The organism is Pseudomonas mercuritolerans (assembly GCF_025706525.1).
GTDB lineage: Bacteria > Pseudomonadota > Gammaproteobacteria > Pseudomonadales > Pseudomonadaceae > Aquipseudomonas > Aquipseudomonas mercuritolerans.
In genome coordinates, this window is the sequence record NZ_JAMSHA010000007.1 from 281,437 (window position 1) to 299,922 (window position 18,486).

At 57.7% G+C, this 18,486-nt stretch carries 22 protein-coding genes; 17 read left to right on the plus strand and 5 right to left on the minus strand.

Going from position 1 to position 18,486, the window contains the following annotated elements; all coding sequences use genetic code 11:
- Window positions 1-148: 148 nt before the first annotated feature.
- Genes ND528_RS20915 through ND528_RS20955 form a run of 9 tightly spaced genes read left to right on the plus strand, consistent with a single transcriptional unit; the run spans window position 149 to window position 7,610 of the window.
- Entirely contained in the window at window positions 149-484 is a 336-nt protein-coding gene (locus tag ND528_RS20915; RefSeq protein ID WP_099587637.1) for an integrative conjugative element protein, RAQPRD family, read from the plus strand.
- Window positions 481-720 (plus strand): TIGR03758 family integrating conjugative element protein, encoded by a 240-nt coding sequence (locus ND528_RS20920; protein WP_099587638.1) that lies wholly within the window; start codon window positions 481-483, stop codon window positions 718-720. Before ND528_RS20915 ends, ND528_RS20920 begins: the two co-directional genes overlap by 4 nt.
- 17 nt (window positions 721-737) lie before the next feature.
- A complete protein-coding gene (locus ND528_RS20925; protein WP_046509162.1) occupies window positions 738-1,109 on the plus strand; it encodes a TIGR03745 family integrating conjugative element membrane protein in 372 nt (123 codons plus the stop codon).
- Between the two features lie 7 nt (window positions 1,110-1,116).
- Window positions 1,117-1,530: a TIGR03750 family conjugal transfer protein gene (locus tag ND528_RS20930; protein WP_263471138.1), complete on the plus strand. Its 414-nt coding sequence runs from the start codon at window positions 1,117-1,119 to the stop codon at window positions 1,528-1,530.
- On the plus strand, window positions 1,527-2,168 hold the full coding sequence (locus tag ND528_RS20935; RefSeq protein ID WP_099587640.1) for a PFL_4703 family integrating conjugative element protein: 642 nt from the start codon (window positions 1,527-1,529) through the stop codon (window positions 2,166-2,168). The genes ND528_RS20930 and ND528_RS20935 overlap by 4 nt, the downstream gene beginning before the upstream one ends.
- Window positions 2,165-2,977 carry a TIGR03749 family integrating conjugative element protein gene (locus ND528_RS20940; protein ID WP_263471139.1) on the plus strand — a complete coding sequence of 271 codons (813 nt, stop codon included), beginning with the start codon at window positions 2,165-2,167 and terminating at the stop codon, window positions 2,975-2,977. Before ND528_RS20935 ends, ND528_RS20940 begins: the two co-directional genes overlap by 4 nt.
- The gene (locus tag ND528_RS20945) at window positions 2,967-4,484 is read left to right on the plus strand and encodes a TIGR03752 family integrating conjugative element protein (protein ID WP_263471140.1); all 1,518 of its coding nucleotides are present in this window, start codon (window positions 2,967-2,969) and stop codon (window positions 4,482-4,484) included. Before ND528_RS20940 ends, ND528_RS20945 begins: the two co-directional genes overlap by 11 nt.
- Window positions 4,447-4,863 carry a TIGR03751 family conjugal transfer lipoprotein gene (locus tag ND528_RS20950; protein WP_099587643.1) on the plus strand — a complete coding sequence of 139 codons (417 nt, stop codon included), beginning with the start codon at window positions 4,447-4,449 and terminating at the stop codon, window positions 4,861-4,863. Before ND528_RS20945 ends, ND528_RS20950 begins: the two co-directional genes overlap by 38 nt.
- On the plus strand, window positions 4,863-7,610 hold the full coding sequence (locus ND528_RS20955) for a conjugative transfer ATPase (protein ID WP_263471141.1): 2,748 nt from the start codon (window positions 4,863-4,865) through the stop codon (window positions 7,608-7,610). The genes ND528_RS20950 and ND528_RS20955 overlap by 1 nt, the downstream gene beginning before the upstream one ends.
- Window positions 7,611-7,634: 24 nt before the next feature.
- Here the strand turns inward: ND528_RS20955 and ND528_RS20960 are convergent, their stop codons facing one another.
- The 3 genes from ND528_RS20960 to ND528_RS20970 all read right to left on the minus strand — a co-directional run bounded on the left by ND528_RS20960 (window position 7,635) and on the right by ND528_RS20970 (window position 9,069).
- Window positions 7,635-8,381, minus strand: a complete 747-nt coding sequence (locus tag ND528_RS20960) for a zeta toxin family protein (RefSeq protein WP_263471142.1) — start codon at window positions 8,379-8,381, stop codon at window positions 7,635-7,637.
- Window positions 8,378-8,626: a hypothetical protein gene (locus tag ND528_RS20965; protein WP_027603218.1), complete on the minus strand. Its 249-nt coding sequence runs from the start codon at window positions 8,624-8,626 to the stop codon at window positions 8,378-8,380. Before ND528_RS20965 ends, ND528_RS20960 begins: the two co-directional genes overlap by 4 nt.
- Before the next feature lie 185 nt (window positions 8,627-8,811).
- The gene (locus ND528_RS20970) at window positions 8,812-9,069 is read right to left on the minus strand and encodes a LasR-specific antiactivator QslA (RefSeq protein ID WP_263471143.1); all 258 of its coding nucleotides are present in this window, start codon (window positions 9,067-9,069) and stop codon (window positions 8,812-8,814) included.
- 158 nt (window positions 9,070-9,227) lie between these two features.
- Here ND528_RS20970 and ND528_RS20975 point away from each other — a divergent pair, with 158 nt between their 5' ends.
- The 5 genes from ND528_RS20975 (at window position 9,228) to ND528_RS20995 (ending at window position 13,794) form a co-directional block, all read left to right on the plus strand.
- Window positions 9,228-9,482, plus strand: a complete 255-nt coding sequence (locus tag ND528_RS20975; protein ID WP_046062023.1) for a helix-turn-helix domain-containing protein — start codon at window positions 9,228-9,230, stop codon at window positions 9,480-9,482.
- Between the two features lie 115 nt (window positions 9,483-9,597).
- Window positions 9,598-10,554: a TIGR03756 family integrating conjugative element protein gene (locus ND528_RS20980; RefSeq protein ID WP_263471144.1), complete on the plus strand. Its 957-nt coding sequence runs from the start codon at window positions 9,598-9,600 to the stop codon at window positions 10,552-10,554.
- Complete coding sequence (locus ND528_RS20985; protein ID WP_263471145.1) at window positions 10,551-11,933, plus strand: integrating conjugative element protein; 1,383 nt, start codon at window positions 10,551-10,553, stop codon at window positions 11,931-11,933. The genes ND528_RS20980 and ND528_RS20985 overlap by 4 nt, the downstream gene beginning before the upstream one ends.
- 3 nt (window positions 11,934-11,936) lie before the next feature.
- Window positions 11,937-12,245: a hypothetical protein gene (locus tag ND528_RS20990; protein WP_263471146.1), complete on the plus strand. Its 309-nt coding sequence runs from the start codon at window positions 11,937-11,939 to the stop codon at window positions 12,243-12,245.
- Between the two features lie 10 nt (window positions 12,246-12,255).
- Entirely contained in the window at window positions 12,256-13,794 is a 1,539-nt protein-coding gene (locus tag ND528_RS20995; RefSeq protein ID WP_263471147.1) for a conjugal transfer protein TraG N-terminal domain-containing protein, read from the plus strand.
- 16 nt (window positions 13,795-13,810) lie between these two features.
- Here the strand turns inward: ND528_RS20995 and ND528_RS21000 are convergent, their stop codons facing one another.
- Entirely contained in the window at window positions 13,811-14,194 is a 384-nt protein-coding gene (locus ND528_RS21000; protein WP_263471148.1) for a DUF3742 family protein, read from the minus strand.
- Window positions 14,195-14,644: 450 nt separating this feature from the next.
- On the opposite strand from ND528_RS21000, the gene ND528_RS21005 reads away from it, so the two are divergent.
- Together ND528_RS21005 and ND528_RS21010 are read left to right on the plus strand one after the other, a co-directional pair.
- Window positions 14,645-14,974, plus strand: coding sequence for a hypothetical protein (locus ND528_RS21005; protein WP_263471149.1), 330 nt, complete (start codon window positions 14,645-14,647; stop codon window positions 14,972-14,974).
- 130 nt (window positions 14,975-15,104) lie between these two features.
- Complete coding sequence (locus ND528_RS21010) at window positions 15,105-16,067, plus strand: ArdC family protein (RefSeq protein WP_263471150.1); 963 nt, start codon at window positions 15,105-15,107, stop codon at window positions 16,065-16,067.
- Between the two features lie 134 nt (window positions 16,068-16,201).
- On the opposite strand, the gene ND528_RS21015 is transcribed toward ND528_RS21010, so the two are convergent.
- Window positions 16,202-16,396 (minus strand): DUF7740 domain-containing protein, encoded by a 195-nt coding sequence (locus ND528_RS21015; RefSeq protein WP_263471151.1) that lies wholly within the window; start codon window positions 16,394-16,396, stop codon window positions 16,202-16,204.
- Window positions 16,397-16,627: 231 nt separating this feature from the next.
- Here ND528_RS21015 and mobH point away from each other — a divergent pair, with 231 nt between their 5' ends.
- On the plus strand, window positions 16,628-18,352 hold the full coding sequence (gene mobH / locus ND528_RS21020) for a MobH family relaxase (RefSeq protein WP_263471188.1): 1,725 nt from the start codon (window positions 16,628-16,630) through the stop codon (window positions 18,350-18,352).
- Window positions 18,353-18,486: the final 134 nt, after the last annotated feature.

Consider the following 18,486-nt stretch of genomic DNA (forward strand, 5'->3'; position numbering starts at 1 on the left):
AAGACTATGAAAATCTTCTTGGAGCACGTGTCGAACTTAAGTGAATTTTCTACCACCACCTAAATGCGACTGAACGTACTTCAGATTTTCTACTGAATGAATTATCTGCTCACTTGATGCTGCCTCCAAACTCATTCGGAACAGCATCATGTTGACTAAAAACATCCGCAGTTTTTTGCTACTTCCAATAGCATTGACCTATAACAGTAGCTATGCCGTTTCCGCCCCAGAGCAGGTCCAGCTCTGTCTTATCCAGCAGCAACTCGACACCATCGAACGCCTTGTGACACGAGCTAAGACAGCCAACACGGCTGAACCCGATGTCCGTTACCGTTTCGACTATCCCCGCCTGTCTCAGGACATCCAACGTATTCGCCAGGGTGTGCAGGGCTATCTCTCCCCCGCCCGTGCTCAACCTCGCGATCCTGGTGAACTGATCGGCGACTACCGCCTCGACACTCCGCCCGTGGAGTTATCGCCATGAGCTTGACTGACGCTCAGACCGCAGCCTTTCAAAACGCCTCCGGTTTTTCGACACAAAGCAGTTCGGCGCTTTGGATCTCCATGGTTCTGGTTCTGGCTTTGCTTTGGTGCGCCTGGGTGATGTGGACGGCTTACCGGGGTTGGGCCACCGGCAGTGTGCGCTTCGGCGCGCTTGGCGGAAGTACCGCACGCGTGCTGCTCACCTTGTTGGTCCTGATGTTCTTCACCCTGTCCTAACCCAGGAGATCGCCACCATGCTCAAGTGCTTTGCCCCTCTGAAAAACAATCTGCGAGATCGTGCCAGCCAACGCTTGATCGGTCTGCTGCTGGTACTCGGCCCAAGCCTAGCTTTCGCCGAGCTCCCCACCATGGAAGCCCCTTCGCGCGGTGAAGGATCCGGGTTGATCGAAACGATCAAAAACTACGCCTACGACGGCGGTATCCTGCTTGGTCTGCTGATCGCCCTGCTCGCGTTTCTCGGTGTGGCCTGGCATTCACTGACGGTTTATGCCGACGTGCAGAATCAGCGCAAGACCTGGAAGGACCTCGGTGCCGTAGTCGGCATCGGAGCACTGTTGGTGGTGATCATCATCTGGTTTCTGACCAAGGCTGCAGCAATTCTGTGAGGTGGGCATGAACGACACTATCGAACGTCTTGCCGACGGCACCTTGGTCTTTCTGCCGGAGCGACTCAATCGTGATCCCGCCGTATTGCGGGGTTTGACCAATGATGAGATGTGGGTGGCGCTCGGTATCGGCGTTCTCGTCGGCCTGGTGTTGGGTGTTCCTCTGGCGATCGCCACCGCCTCCATTGCCGTGGCGCCTACCAGTATGATCGCAAGCATGGCGGTGGTGTTATTTGCCGGTGGCACACTGCTGCGTCGGGCCAAACGGGCTCGCCCCGAAACCTGGTTGTACCGCAAGCTCGAATGGGTATTGGCTAGCCGTTGGCGGCTGGGTCGCGGACGTTTGATTCTGCACTCCGGTGCCTGGACGGTTCGCCGTTCGCGTCAATTGCACCCTGCCCTATCTCGGTGGCAACCATGAGCCGATTTCGAAACAAGGTCGATGCCCAGCAGGCTCATATCCTCAGCCTGCGTCTGGCGGTAACGATCCTCGCCATGCTCTGCGCCGGACTCTGGTATGGCTGGCGCTCGGCACCGACCGATTTGACCGTGCATGTCCCCCCGGATCTGCGCTCGGGCAGCACGCGCAAGTGGTGGGATATCCCCTCAGAGAATGTGTATGCCTTTGCCCTGTACATCTTTGGTCAGCTCAACCGCTGGCCCTCGGATGGCGAGCAGGATTATCGTCGCGCCATCTATGGCTTGCAGTCTTATCTGACACCCTCCTGCAAGACCTTCCTCGATGGCGACTACGAATACCGCAAGGCCGCCGGCGAACTGCGCCAGCGGGTGCGTGGCGTCTACGAAATTCTGGGCCGCGGTTACAGCGAAGATCCGGAACTCAGGGTCAAGCAACTCGATCGCGACAGCTGGCTGGTCACCCTCGACCTCAACGCCGACGAATATTATGCCGCCGAACCGGTGAAACGGGTGTTGGTGCGTTATCCATTGCGCGTGGTGCGTTTTGATCTGGATCCCGAGCGCAATAAGTGGGGGCTGGCACTGGACTGTTATCAGGGCACGCCGCAAAAAATTGCTCCGCCTGGAGGTGAGCCATGACGCGGATTTCTACCCTGGGGCTCACCATCGCACTGATGCTATGGGGAGTTGCAGCGCAGGCCGTCGAGCTGATGCACTGGGAACGCCTTCCCCTTGCGGTCCCGCTGGTTATCAATCAGGAGCGAGTGGTCTTTGTCGATGAGGCTGTTCGCGTCGGTGTGCCCTCAACCCTGACGGGCAAGTTGCGCGTGCAATCAACCGGCGGCACGCTGTACCTGCGAGCGTCGGAAGCCATTGCTCCGACCCGCCTGCAACTGCAATCGGTCTCGACGGGCGAGATTATCCTGCTAGATATCGCAGCCACCCCCGGCGATCAGCCTCTGGAGCCCGTGCGTATTCTCAAGAATGCCCAGGTGCAAGCTACCGAGGCTAAATCCAGCACCGCCCCTGTTCCAGAACGTACGCCGATCCCGGTCGCTTTGACGCGCTACGCCGCGCAAAGCCTGTACGCGCCGCTGCGCACCGTAGAATCCCTGCCCGGCGTACGCCGCGTCCCGCTCAAGCTGCGCACCGCACTGCCGACCCTGCTGCCGACTGAAAACGTGTCCAGCACACCCATCGCCGCCTGGCGACTTGGTGACTACTGGGTGACGGCGGTGAGGTTGCGTAATCGTGGTTCAGACACGGTGCAACTCGATTCTCGTCGACTGCAGGCGAAGCTGTTCGCCGCGACCTTCCAGCATGCTTTCCTCGGGCCTGTCGGCAGTGCTGAAGACACCACGATTGCCTACCTCGTCACTCACGGTGCCGGCCTCGAGCAAGCCGTGCTGCTCCCGTCCGTTGCGCGAGGTACTGACGATGAAAGCTAACGCCTTGCTCAGATGGCTAGTACCGGCTGTGCTGCTAGGCGTGGTGTTTATCATTCTGAAAACCTGGGTCGCGGGTGGCAGCACACCTTCTCCAGAGCACCCAATTGATCAGGGCAATATTCAATTATCCGCCGAGCAAGCAAAGTCGCTCGGTATTGCGGGGGATACCCCACGCGACACGGTTGCCACCCTGGTCGGCCAGGTGAAGGCCATGCGCAGCGACATGCTCGGCCTGAAAAAACATAACGATTCACTGCAGGCGGAGAACAACCGTCTGCGCGAGCGGGAAAACAGCGTTGATTCGCGCATACAGACCGCGCTTGGCAGCGTGACCCAGCAGGTCGACGAAGGCCGTCGCCAAGCCAACGAGGCCCGGCTCAAAGCGGAACAAGACAGTCGCCAGGCCCGTGGTCTGCTGACGCAATTGCAGGAACAGCTGTCGGGGCTGACCGGCAAGGGCAAGGACATTCCGATCGGATTGGGGCTTGAGCCGGGCGACGGGGCGCAGTTCGAAGGACAGCATTCTGCCAACGATGCGCTGCAGTGGATTGAGCCCTCGGATGCTCCGTCCACCGACGCCCGGGGCATAACCAAAACCGCGTCCGCCCTGAGTCTGCCGACTGCCTTCAACTCACTGGAGGGTTTGAAGGAAAATGCCATCGACCGCAGCCAGAAGCAGCTAGGCGCGGTCACCAACAATAAGCGCGACCTGGCGCGATCCGTCGATCGTGCCGAAGGCGCGAAACCGGTTTACACCATTCCTGAAAACGCAACATTGATGGGTTCGGTCGCCATGACTGCGCTGATCGGTCGAGTCCCGGTGGACGGCACCGTGAATGATCCTTACCCCTTCAAGGTGTTGGTCGGTCCCGAGAATCTGACGGCCAACGGCATCGACCTGCCAGACGTCGCGGGCGCCGTGATGAGTGGCACAGCGTCCGGTGACTGGACGCTATCCTGCGTTCGCGGGCAAGTCGAGTCGATCACTTTCGTATTCACAGACGGCACCATCCGCACGGTGCCTCAGCCGAAGACGGTAGCCAGCCGCAATGCCTCCACCCCCCAGAGCTCGAACACAGACAAGATTCGTGGCGGACTCGGTTATCTGTCCGATCCGTATGGCATTCCTTGCATTGCCGGTGAGCGCCGCTCAAACGCTCAGCAGTACCTCGGCAGCCAAAGTCTGATCACGGCAGCTGGCGCCGGTGTCGCCTCCTTGCTCGGGGATGGGCAGAACAACAGCAGCGTGATCAGTTCGGGCGGCAGTACGCTCGGAATCACCAGCAGCAGTGGTAATAGCGCGCTGAATTCAATTCTCAGTGGCGGGGTCAGCGACATCCGTGAGTGGATCAACAAACTCTACGGCGAAGCCTTTGCTGCCGTATACGTGCCGCCGGCCGCCCAAGTCGCGCTGCACCTCGACCATGAGATCACCATCGACTACGAGCCCAAGGGCCGGAGCGTTCGCCATGAAAAAGACCACGTCTCTCTGCCTGACCTGGATTAGCGTGTTTTCCTTGGTCCTGACGGGGTGTTCCACCGATAAGGAGACGCTGCTGCCCCATGGCGAGCAAACCATGCTGGACATCTGGACCAACGCCGGTTCGCAAGGCACTCAGCAGCAACTGCTGGATGCTCGGCAGCAGTTACGCCGCCCGTTAGCCCCAGCAGATTTCTCGGTCTCCCTCCAAGAGCCGTATACGCGTACAGCGGCGAACGAGATTCACAATCTGTTCCCTCGCCTGCCCAATCCCGATCTGGTGCTGTACGTGTACCCGCACCTGAGTGGTACCGAGCAGGCACCGATCCCAGGTTACTCGACAGTCTTTCCGTTCTACCAACGGGTGCAGTACGCATTGCCCGGTGAACGTCAGGAAGACTTGTAGTGCATACCGGCGATTCGGGCAGCCGCACTTCTGCGTGGAAAGCCTGGCGGCACCCATTGCGCCCTCGTGCCACCTTGGCCGATGAAGCTGCACTGTATGCACACAACCCCAGCTTCACCGATCATCTGCCTTGGGTCGAATACCTCGACACCGAGCAGTGTTTTCTACTGGATGACAATCGCTCGGTGGGGGCGGTGTTCGAGTTGCTGCCTATCGGCACTGAAGGGCGCGAACCCGATTGGCTTGTGACAGCCCGCGATGCCCTCGAAGACGCCCTGCAGGATAGCTTTGACGAACTGGACCAAGCGCCTTGGGTGGCGCAGTTTTTCTGCCAGGACGATAACGACTTCACCCCCTACCTGACGCGTCTCACCGATTATATTCAAGACAGCGCGCGAGGCACGGTCTTCACCGAAACGTTTTTGGAACTCAGTCGTCGTCATCTGAAGGCCATCGCCAAGCCGGGAGGTCTGTTCGAGGACAAGGCCGTCACGCGCCTACCCTGGCGCGGCAATAATCGACGGGTGCGCCTGGTGATCTATCGCTGGCTTGAGGATGGCATTGAGGAGATGGGACTTACCCCGGTGCAATCCCTACAGCAGGCTTGCGAACGTATCGTGGCTTCGTTGCAGGCATGCGGGGTGCAATCGGTGCGAGTCGATGCCCACGGTCTGTATGCTTGGTTGTTGCCCTGGTTCAATCCGGCGCCCAGACTCACGGATGAAGCGCCCGAGGATTTCTACCAATGCGTGGCCTATCCGGAGTCAAGTGATGGCGTGTCACTGGAGTTACCCTTCGATCACGACTTCGCCGAGCGGCTGTTTTTCAACGAACCGCGTTCGGATGTGCAACAGGGACTTTGGTACTTCGATGGACAACCCCATCGGGTCATGGTGGTGGACAAACTGCGGCGGCCTCCCTTGATTGGTCAACTCACTGGTGAAACTCGCAAGGGCGACGCAGTGAATGCGCTGTTCGACCAGTTACCCGAAGGCACGGTGATGAGTCTGACCCTGGTGGTCAAACCCCAAGATGTGCTCGAGGAGCAGCTGAACCGTCTGGCGCGCAAAGCCATCGGTGAAAACCTGGCATCGACCCAGACCCGCCAGGATGTTGAAGAGGCTCGCGCGATCATCGGCCGTCAGCACAAGCTATACCGGGGCACCCTGGCATTTTACGTGCGCGGTCACGATGAACAGCAATTGCACCAGCGATCGGTCAGCCTGGCCAACGCGCTGTTGGGTGCGGGGCTGCAACCGGTACGTGAGGGTGATGAAGTCGCCGCGTGCAACAGTTACCTGCGTTGGCTGCCGATGACTTACAACCCGGCCCGCGACACACGCAACTGGTACACACGCCTGATGTTCGCTCAACACTTGGCAAATCTCGTTCCCATCTGGGGTCGCAGCACCGGCACCGGCCACCCGGGCATCACACTGTTCAATCGTGGTGGCTCGCCGTTGAGCTTTGATCCGTTGTCACGCCTAGACCGAGCCATGAACGGCCATCTGCTGTTATTCGGCCCGACCGGCGCCGGTAAATCGGCCACCCTGGTCACCCTGCTGATGCAGGTCATGGCGGTGTACCGCCCTCGCCTGTTCATCGTTGAGGCCGGTAACTCATTCGGTTTACAGGGCGACTACTTCGCAACGCAAGGCCTATCGGTCAACAAGGTCCAATTGAAACTTGGTACCGCGGTCAGCCTCGCCCCGTTCGCCGATGCCTGGCGCCTGGTCGAGCAGCCGGATCAGGTGGCGAGTCTATCGATCGATGAGTGGGACGATGAGATGGTAACCAGTCGCGAAGACCAGCGCGATGTTCTCGGCGAATTGGAAATCACCGCCCGCCTGATGATCACCGGTGGCGAAGCCAAGGAAGAAGCGCGCCTGAGTCGAGCCGATCGCAGCTTGATCCGCGAGTGCATCCTAGATGCGGCACAGACCTGTGTCGCAGCGGAGCGCCAGGTACTGACTCGCGACGTGCGCGACGCGTTGCTGCGCGTCGCCACCGACCCGCACTTGCCAGAGAAACGTCGCGAGCGTGCCCAGGAAATGGGCGAGTCCATGGACCTGTTTTGCCAGGGTTTCGAGGGTGAACTGTTCGATCGTGAAGGCACGCCTTGGCCCGAAAGCGATGTGACCATCGTCGACCTGGCCACCTATGCTCGTGAAGGCTACGAAGCACAAATGTCCATCAGCTACATCAGCCTGATGAACACCGTGAACAACCTTGCTGAGCGCGACCAGTATCTGGGCCGACCGATCATCATGGTCTCCGACGAGGGCCATATCATCACCAAAAATCCACTGCTGGCGCCATTCGTGGTCAAGGGGACCAAGATGTGGCGCAAGCTCGGAGCCTGGTTCTGGCTGGCGACGCAAAACCTTGCCGACTTTCCCACTGCCGCGCAGACCATGCTCAACATGATCGAATGGTGGATTTGCTTGAACATGCCGCCTGCGGAAATCGAAGAAATCGCACGGTTCAAGAAACTCACGCCGGCACAGAAGGCCTTGCTGCTCTCCGCCAGTAAGGAGCCGGGGAAATACACTGAGGGGGTTGTGCTATCGAAGAAGCTCGAGACGCTGTTTCGGGCCGTGCCGCCCAGTCTTTATCTCGCCCTGGCCATGACGGAGCCCGAGGAAAAAGCCGAGCGCTGGACACTGATGCAGAGCACCGGCTGCTCGGAACTGGAGGCGGCTTACCGGGTAGCTGAACGTATCGATAGGATGCGAGGAATTAAGTGAAACGGAGCTGATCCTTGGTTTCGATCAACCCGGCAGCAAATCCTTGAAAACCTTCTCCACGTAGGCTTGCATGAACCAGTCAGAGATCTCATCAGCCCTGAATTCAAGGTCAGTCCCGTCTGTTACTTCAGCGAGCAGCACCAGATCAGCGCCGGAGTTATCAAAGATATAAGCCCGGTTCGAAGCTGCGATGGCTGCCGGCAATAGGTTCAGGCAACGACCGTAGCGCTGCACAATTTTTTCCGTGGGGACTGGGTGCCCACCTGCCGCGACACGGTTCTTGACCCTGTTGATATTGATGTCAGGATCTTCAGTGGCGACAAAGTAGAGGTAGGTTCGATATCCCGACGCTTTTGCCTTAAGCATAAAAGCGACTTTGTCCTCGCTAGACATCACCGTTTCGAAGGTGAAAGACAACTGGGCTTCAAGGAGCTTGTGCCGCATGAAATCAGAGAGCACGGAAGCAAAATAGGAGTTCATTGCCACGGTCTGAAAATTCAGGCCGTTGCTGCTGAAGTCTATTTTGGCCGCCTCTTCATCAAGCTGGGCCGACCGGATCAGGCGATGCGCCTTGATAAAACCGAGAACCTCATCACCTTTGGTTTCCAGCTGAAAATCGCTGAATTCCAGACGCCCGCCCTCTTTGGCAGCCTTTTCGATTTCATCCGGGTTGATATAGATACCGATCAGGTGGGAATGGACGGCACTCTTCATCGTGCTTTTGCCGGAACCGTTAGGACCGGCAAACATCCTCAGCCGAGGGACAGTCATGAGCAGCGGTGCACCTTGATAATCCCGCCCAAGGTCACTTTATGCTTGGGCTTGGCCACTCGAATAACCTTGTGCTTACCATCAGCAGTCGTCTCAACGAGCATGCCGTCCATGACTTCCATCACGCTGCGTCCGGCCGCCAGCGCGTTGATATAGGCCGTATTGATCGCACCTTCAGCCATGGCTGGGATTTTACCCTCCAGTCGGCTCACCAGATCGTCACTCAACACTTGGTCGGCTTTCATATCGCGCTCCACGTTCTCAGAGCGTGCAGAATCTGCACTTATCAGAATCCTAGCTAGGTAAATCTGTTTATCACAGACCAACGCCACTTCTGTCAGAACTCCATTCTAGAGGAATGGAGCCTGGAACCATACCTTCCAGTAAATTTTCCCGTGTAGGCCATATCGTCAGGGTTGGAGCCGCACGGCTACGGTGAAAAGCCTTGAAGCCGTTGCTGAATTCTCAATAAAAATCCTGCTTCGAAAGCATCCTGAGATTCTCCTGCCGGACAAGTCTTCCGTGCCTGCGTCAGTTCCCACCACAGCGGTACGTTACCGGGTGTATTAAGCCAGGCCTGGGCGCATTGCACGCCACGTCCGATCATAGGCGCAAATTCGCTGCCCCACGGTGTCAAAAGGCTCGGGCAGCCGTCCGCCGCCGGAATTGAAACGTAATTTTCGTCCATAGACACCTTAGCTTTCGATTATTTATTAATGCTCGGTCTGCTCTAAGCAGCATAGAAACAAAATTGACACTCGGCTTAAGCGTCAAAAAAGCCCGAATCAGAGCCAATGTAGACTATATCCCGTGGATTGAGAGTCCCTCAAGGCGCAGTTTGCGCGCATGACTCAAGACTACGAACAGCTCCGTCTGCAACTCGCGGAAAATATCCGCTCGATGCGACGCGTGAAGAACCTTACCCAGGAGCAATTGGCGCTCATGGCCGAGGTGGATCGTACCTACGTGAGTCAAATCGAACGAGGGGTAGGCAACCCGTCGTTATTGGTCCTCTGCAAACTCGCCAACATTTTCGAGATCAAAACGGATCAGTTGCTCATCGAGTCTGACGCGCTTGCTCGTACGCTGAGCGCTGAATGACCCTCTGCTGATCTAGAAGATCGTTATAAACCGACAATCCTGCGTTCGGCTTTCTCACTGACACCCCTCTCTCGATTATTGAACCTGTCCAGGCCATACACCCAGAGCCAGGATCATGTCTGCTGCCTGCCCGCACATTTCGCCCCAGAAATTACATCCGTTGGTGCTGAGCATTCTGCTGGCATCCGGGTCAAGCGTAGCGCTGGATACCGGCAACGTTACCGCCTCCGTACTTTCTCCAGACTGCCTCGAGTACAGAGTCGTCGGCATCTGCTTTTGGTTGCTCTGCACCCCCTTCGGCTGCACAGTTAAAACCTCAACCAAGGTTCGTCATTTCATTCCTGAGCTAGTGGTCTCGAGCTATGCCACCACCGGTGCCAATCCTTGGACCGAGATGGCCGCCCTATCCGCTCCTATAAGTGGTGCGGAAGGAGGCGGTAACCTGATCACGCCGAACACCCAGCGCGATAATCTGCCTCGTTTCAAAAACGTTGATGCCATCGGTCATCCAGGTGGCTGGGCAGCCACGCAACTGGCCTTGCAATCCGGCTACGCCTGCGCCAGCGGCGCCACGGCGTTCATGCCCTACTACCTGAGCACTTGGGACTCACTGGCCTGGCGTCATGGCATCCCGGAAAGCCTCTACCCCGAGTCGCTCTTACCGGGAGTCCGTGAGATCGGTCGTCAGCTCGCGGGGAATATGTGGGGCAACGTCTATCCCCGGCAAGGATATCTGGTACAACCCGACGACTTCAAAGCCGCTGCAGTGATGGCGCAGCGGGCGGGCGATGTCATTACCCGCAACTGGCAACCGCACGTGTATGTCCCACTCATACCCGTACCACGCGACGGTTATTGGCCGCCTGGCCCAATCGTTGAAAACGACGCTTCGACCCACAAATGGCAATTGCTCTCCCCCGTGGTTCAACCCACATGTGCCATCTTCCCCAGCGATCCGGTGCAGAGCGCGGATGGAGGCTACGCCTGGTCGCTGTGGCGTCCTTATAGCTGCTGCAAGCGTGAGGGACAGACCTTCCTGTTCAGCATCGACTTCGAAGGTGGTGCTTCATGAGGCGGCTTCTTGCAGGACCATGGTTGGGCCCGATGAGTTTGTTGCTCTGCGGACTGCTCGCCGTGGCCACGCATGCCCACGCCGCCGAGGACGCTTACCGTCTAGGCACTCAAGGCGAAGTGCTCGACGACCGGGTGATGTACACCATCGGTGGCGGCTCGGCAGCGGGCTCGCCGAGCTCGCTCTATCGCCCCAACGGGCTCGGTGTCGGCGGATCCTGGCAAGCGAACATGATGTGCGGAAACATGAGCCTCACCAACACCCTGCAAAACCAGTTGAACGGCGTCACCGAAGGGTTCCAGCAGATCATGGGCAGCATTGTGCAGAACGCGACCCAAGCGGTGATGTCGCTGCCTGCGTTGATCATCCAGCGCGCCAACCCCGGCCTTTATGAATTGTTGAGTAACGGGGTGATGCAAGGGCGCATCGACTTCGACCGTTCCAAGCTGACCTGCCAGGCCATGGCCGAGAAGATGGCAGACAAGGTCGGCCAAGCCGGCTGGGGCGCATTGGCCAAGAACCAGGAGATGCAGGGCAACCTCGAACAAACCGGCGGTGATGCGGTGGCCGCGGTGAAAAACACCGAGGCCCGTAACGGCAATAATGGGGTGTCATGGGTCGGCGGGCAGAAGGCTGGAGGTAGCGGACAAACACCCATCCGGGCAACCTCCGATGTGGTGCGCGCGGGCTACAACCTGCTGCATAACCGGTCGGTGGATGACAGCGCCTCCATCAGTAGCAGTGATTGCCTGGGCGGCGCTATTTGCCAGGCATGGACCTCACCCCAAGAGGAATCCGAATGGGCTGTTCGAGTGTTGGGCGAAACCGAAGTCGCGACCTGCGACACCTGCGAGACTCTGCGGGCTACCGCTGGCAGCGGACTGACGCCGCTGGTTCAGGAGGCCTACAGTGAACACCTCAAGACCCTGCAAGGATTACTGTCCGGTTCTCTGCAGCCTACCCCTGACAATCTGAGCAAAGCCTCCAGCCCGATGCTGCCAGTGACCCGGGGTGTGATCGAAGCCCTGCGCGACGATCCTGATCAGGAACTCCTGGCGCGACGGCTGGCCAGTGAAACGGCCCTGTCCAGTGTACTCGACAAGGCACTGCTGCTACTTCGCACGCTGCTGGCAGGCAGTCACGAACCGAACATCGCCTCCGCCGAGCCTGCCCAGACCGCCTTGACGAAAAACATCGACGCCCTGGAACGCGAAATCCGCCTGCTGCAGACCGAACTGCAGGTTCGGCAGATGCTGGCCACCAACACCGCCAGCCTGGTGCTCGATCGGCATGCCGGAGGCGCCGATGCTTCGCGTACCGTCGAGCAAGGCGACCCTGAGCCGGGCCGACTCACTGATGCTGACGCCAGGCGTAAGTGAGCCATGAAACGCTCACCGCTATTCACTCTGCTTTCAGGTCTGGGGATTGCCGCGCTGATGATCCTGACCGCCGCACTGGTGGCCTGGATCGGCCGTACTGCGCTGGGTAGTTTCGAGGCATGGCAGCAGGCAATCGAATCCGTACGACCTTATCTGCGGTGGTGGCGCGCCCTGCTCTACGGCGCCCTCTTTGCGCTCTGGTGGGATCTGCTTCGGCGCTACCGACATCGACCCCAGGGTCGACTGCGCGTGAAACGCATCGGGACATTAGGACTCGTGCACTTTACCTGCATCGAACTCACCCGACTTTGAGGTCACTACCATGCTCATGAGCACCAACAGCTACCTGGAGTTTTACCTCTCGCTGCTGGCCTGGATCATCAACAACGGTATCTGGAACGTCCTGTCCGATACTGGCCTGTTCGCCGCCCCCTTTGGTGCAATCATCTTGCAAGAATGGTTGTCGGCCCGTCAGCAAGGCGCGGATGAAGGCAACAAAGGATTGCTCTCGGTACCTCGAATCGAGAACCGGCTTTGGCTGGCCTACATTGTCGTATTGTTCGGCTGCGCGCCGGTCTTTCCGCTAAACCTCGCTTCAATGGCGTTCGACGATGCAGCGAGCCAACGCTGCGGTGTCAGCGTGGCCAAGCCAGCGGAAACCGCCTGGGGGACCACTTTCAACACCATCGGAGAACGCTCTGCCAACGTGCCAATCTGGTGGTTTCTGGTGCACGCCTTGAGTAAAGGAGTGACCGCAGCGGCCACCGCCTCCATCCCCTGCGCACCGGACATCCGGCAGATGCGCATGGAGATCGACAGTTCTCGCATCGATAACCAGGTACTGCTACAGGAAGTCGCCGACTTCACTCGCGACTGCTACGGCTATTCCCGTTCTCGGCTGTTCACCAACCGTCCTCAGTTGGACAAGGCACAAAGTCATGATTCGTCCTGGATCGGCTCACGCTATTTTCTCGACACACCGGGCTACTACGACACCGATCGCTCACGGACACCACGAGTCAGTTGGCCCTACGATGAAACCCGCGATATTTCCTTGCCACGGCTGGAGAATGGCGCGGGCTACCCAACTTGCAAACAATGGTGGAGTGACAGCGGTATCGGGTTGCGAGCACGATTGATCGAGCAAGTTGACCCTTCGCTGCTGACTCAGCTGAACGGCTGGTTGACTGGCCGCTCAAGCAACGAGATCGAGGATGCCACCCTGCGCGAACTGGTCAGCCCGCGCCAGCAATCGATGTCCATGTCGCCCGGACAGGTGTACCAGGACTACGGCTCCAGTGCTCGCGGCGGGTCGATCAATCAGGGGCTCAACAACTTAGCCACCAACACTGGGCTGGCCCTCGGCTCCTTCAGCAACTTCCCGGCAATGAATGCACTACGCGCTGCCCTGCCGATGGTGCAGGCTTTCCTGATCATGGGCGTCATCATCAGCCTGCCACTGATCCTGCTGGTCAGTACCTACCAATTGAAGACCGTCATGACGGCGACGTTCGCGCTGTTCACGCTACACATGCTGACCTTCTGGTGGGAGTTGGCCCGCTGGGTCGACTCCAGCATGCTCGATACCTTGTACAACCAAGTGTCGGCGTCCAATCAGGTGCTGTTGTCGCTGCCGACATCCGGATTTATGGATGGAACCGTCACGGCACAGGTGATTGAGTATGTGATGGGGGCGATGTTCGTCGTGCTTCCGATGTTGTTTTTGGCTGCAATGAGCTGGGCAGGATATAGCGTTGGCTCAATCGCCGACGGCATGCTTAGCAAAGGAGCAGCTCAAGCGCAGGACGCTGGTGCAAGGGGCACTGGAGCTCTGATGTCTGCTGGAAAGGCCTTAAGGTAGGGACCGAAGAGCTCGACTAAAGGTCTTTTAAATCAGGCTGACCGGGTGCGCGACCATACTCATACTCACCATATGGATCGCCATATGCTTTGTAACGGAGAGCATCCTTAGGTTTGATAGGTGTTCCATTCGCGATGGCCCAACACAAGGCGATAAGGATTATCACCGACACTGTGAGCCATAAGCTAACTAGAAGCAGTCCTGCAGCAACTGCCAACTTGAAGATTAAAAAACTCCCGCGAACAAGCAGCTTGCCTGCGGGCATACCTGCCGTCACCGCACGCTCAGCCGTGCGGGACTCAAATGCTTTCAACTTGCGATACCCGCGTTTTATCGACATGCCACAGGTATACGCCCAGTGACGGACGCGGGAAACCTCAACACGGTTTTGAGTCGGCATGGTCTCGCCCTCTTCTGAGCGTTTTCATGGTTGAGAGAGGAGTAATAGCCTACTACCGAAAACCGCCCATGCCTGACCGTTTATCAGTTTACCTAGCCGAAAACTCTTCACTGGAAGACAGAAGACGCAGCTCGTGCACCAGCGCCTCCATGGCCGTTGACCCATCCATATCATCCAGCTACATAGAGGGTACGGATCGCTGTTATCGACAGCACCTTCCCAGGTAGCCAGAGCCTTCAAAGCTACGTCACTCCGGTGATGGTTCCCCCCAAGTGCGATTAGCGTTCGGTGGCTCGCACGGTCACGCTTCACGGTGATGAACGCCTACTGCTCTCCCGAGCATCTTTCGAGCTCGGCTCGTCCTAACCCCTCTTGTTTTTCTTCAACCCACCGCGGGGAATTCTTTCCCCTATGGGACAGGTTTCTTCGCGCTATCAACGGAGGCACCCCATGTCCGACTCACTCACAAGCGAAGCACTGAACACTCTGCGCTTGCCCGTTGTGTTCACTTCAGACGCGTGGCAACACGCAGTATTGCTCGATGGTTCAAATCATCCTGAAAAACTGCAGCTCGATAGGCTGAGCAACATCGTACGCGCAGCCTTCAAAGCTCACCTGGCCGATCCAAACGCACCCTACGTGGTGTTCGAGATACCCAAGTTCGGCTCAGTGAGTGATGCAGAACATGAACCATTGCTGCGACTGAGCCTCAGCCTACTTCAGGCATCAGACCAACCTAACGCCATACTGATAGCGCTTGCGGAAGAGCAGCAACGCTAAACGCAAACGGCCATACCTGGCCACTGATCCAACTCAGGCTATACGCAGTCCTGCACCAATCCAACCAATACCCACCGGGGAACCCTCCCCGACGGGCAAGGCGTTCCTCCGGTTTTTCGAGGGAAATGCCATGCGCAATATCTACCAAGACGTGACAGACAAGATCGTTACCGCGTTAGACAAAGGCGTAGCGCCCTGGATCAAACCCTGGTCCTCAAATGGCTCAACTGACGTCGCTCATCACCAGCCCTATCCCATCAACGCCATCACACAGCGCCCCTATTCGGGCATCAATTTACCGTTGCTCTGGGCCGAAGCCAGATTGCAGGGGTTCACCCAAGACCGTTGGCTGACCTTCAACCAAGCCAAAAAAGCCGGCGGGCACATCCGTAAGGGTGAGCACAGCACTCTGGCAGTGCTCTACAAGCCGATGGAGCGCGAGGAACAGACCGAGTCAGGTCAACCCGTACTCGATGAAAACGGTCAGCCCAAGGTCGCTCACTTTGGCATTCTCAGGACGCATTTTCTGTTCAACATCGAGCAAACGGAGGGGCTCGAAACGCTCAACGAAACTTTGCTCGAGGCGGAACCGAGCGATCCCTTCTTCCCCAACGCTGCTGCAGAAAGTTTGTTGCTAAGTTCGGGCGCAAATATCACTCATCGATTTTCCGACGAAGCCTTTTATCACCCGATCAGGGATCTCATCCAATTGCCGACAAAAGCGCAGTTTCACGATCAAGGTGGATACTACGCCACCGCACTTCACGAGCTGACGCACTGGACCGGACACCACTCTCGATTGCAGCGCGAAGGCGTAACCTCTCCGTGTCCATTTGGCTCGCCAGACTATGCATTTGAAGAGTTGATCGCCGAAATGGGGGCCGCTTTTTTATGTGCCTACGCCGGTATACGGGGAGAGCTTCGGCACGAGGGCTACATCGACTCCTGGCTCGGCCTGCTCAAGGCTGACAATCGCGCCATCTTCCGCGCCAGTGGCCAGGCCCGATGCGCTTCGGAGTATGTGCTCAACCTGGAGCAGCAACGGAAGCAGACGGTAATGGATGACTCGCGATGCATGAACGATGGAGCTTGATCGTCACTTCACCGCTGCAAACGCTTCATAGGGTCCAACACGAGTTGGACCCTTTTTCTATGCCCAGAAAAATCCCCACACTGCGAAGCTCTGACGCAAAGAACATGAGGTAATCCCGTAACCGCAGTACGCCGTTACGCATCCAAATTCTCAGCCAGGTAATCCACCAGCTCGAGTGGACTTCGGCTGTCGATCACTTTGTAGATCAGATCACGTTTGCTGCGCGGTAGCTTCTTGACCACGCTCTTCGCCGAGGCCCTGACGGCTTCGTCTGTTCCATGGATACGTGCCGCGAGCAGCAGTATGAGCGTGGCGTCAGTGAGGTTCATGGCAAGACCCGATAAAGTTCGCACCGCAGTGTACCGACACTTCCCTTTTTCGTACCAGCATGCGCATCCAACAAAACGGCACCAAGACAAATCGATATTCCGATTGCCGCACAAAGGGATACGCGGGAAAAGGACCGGTAAGGGTTGGAAGGGAATGGGAAGTCAAGGGTAAGAGCCCTATCCGAAAAGGCTAAAAGGCCACTGACTCTGCCAGTTCCCGGGAGGACCATGATGCTCAGCCTGTTTCGGCACAAAAGGCAAAAGCCTCCTCCGCCACCCACCGTAAACGTCGCCGACGGGTATCTGCCCATCGAATCGTCCCAGCGCTTGTTAGCAGCCGAGCATCGCCGCCAGTTGCTTGATCGCATTTGGCAGTACACCGCCCTCTCCCATCCGCAATTCAGCCAGCTCTATTTAAATCCGATCCATCGCTACGCCGAGCTGGTCCAACAACTCCCGGCCAGCGAGACGCACCACCATGCTTATCTTGGCGGCATGCTCGACCATGGGTTGGAGCTGGTCGCTTGCAGTTTGAAATTGCGTCAGTCGTATCTGCTTCCCACCGGCGCCGCACCCGAAGACCAAGCAGCCCAGACCGACGCTTGGTCCGCAGGCATCGCCTATGGCGCGTTGCTCCATGACATCGGCAAGATCGCCGTGGACCTGCTGGTCGAACGCCAAGACGGTAGCGTCTGGCATCCTTGGCAGGGATCCCTGGATCAGCCCTACCGTTTTCGCTACCTCAAGGATCGTGACTACCACCTGCACGGCGCGGCCGCAGGCTTGCTCTACACCCAGATTCTCGACCGGCCAATCCTCGATTGGCTCAGTGGATTTCCGTCACTGTGGGCCAGTCTGCTTTATGTCCTGGCGGGCCAGTACGAACGTGCCGGCGTGGTCGGAGAGTTGGTGATGCAGGCAGACCGCGTTTCCACCGCACAGAACATCGGTGGTAACCCGAGCAAGGCGCTGCAAGCTCCGACTCATTCGCTGCAACATCACCTGATCAGCGGACTGCGTCATCTGGTTCAACATGAGCTGAAACTCAACCAGCCAGGTGCCGCGGGCTGGCTGACCCAGGACGCACTCTGGCTCGTCAGTAAGACGGTCACGGACAGGCTACGAGCCTATCTGCTGTCGCAATCGATTGAGGGCATTCCCTCGTCCAATATCGCCGTGTTTGACGAGCTGCAGTCACATGGATTGGTTGAGTCTACACCCGACGGCAAAGCCATTTGGACCGCGCTTGTCGCGCAAGGCAACTGGCAGCAGAGTTTCACTTTTCTGCGCCTCCAACCCGCATTGATTTGGGGGAACGAAGACCGGCCCGAGACTTTCAGCGGAACGGTGAGCGTCGCAGTTTATGACCACTCGACTGACACTCAGGTACCAATACCAGCGCCCGAGACAGACAGTGCAGGATCAGGTCAAAGCCAACCGCAGCCGGATCCCATGGCACTAGAGGATGCCGATTACCTCGGCACGCTGCTGGACATGTTCGAATTGGAAGAGCCCGAGGCCAAAGACGCACTTCCAGAAAGTGCTGACGATACTTCAACGCTTCAATCGGATAACCCAGGCCAAGCATTCCTGAATTGGGTCAAGGAAGGCATTCTGAGCCACAAGCTGATCATCAATGACAGCAAGGCCAAAATCCACACGGTGGGTGGCAGCGTATTTCTGGTCACGCCCGGTCTCTTCCAACGCTATGCGCAGGAGTTTCCAGGCGTTTCTCAGGGCTCAGATCAGGAGGTTGAGGGATGGCGTTGGGTGCAAAAGCAGTTCGAGAAGCTGAAGGTTCACAGGAAGCGAGGCAACGGCCTAAACATCTGGGCGTGCCAAGTGCAAGGCCCTAGGAAGAGAACCACCTTGAAGGGCTACTTGATTGAGGATCCAAAGATTTTTTTTGAATTGATGCCACTCGATAATCCTTTCCTCAAAATCGAAAAAGATTAAATTTCAATGGCACCCCATTGGTAGGAACCGAAACACAGAGTTGATTCTGGAATTCACATTCGAGATTTTGCCGCTCTATTCTCCATCCCAAGGCGCTCCGCTTCTTTTCGCCAACGGCAACTTTGGGTCGAACG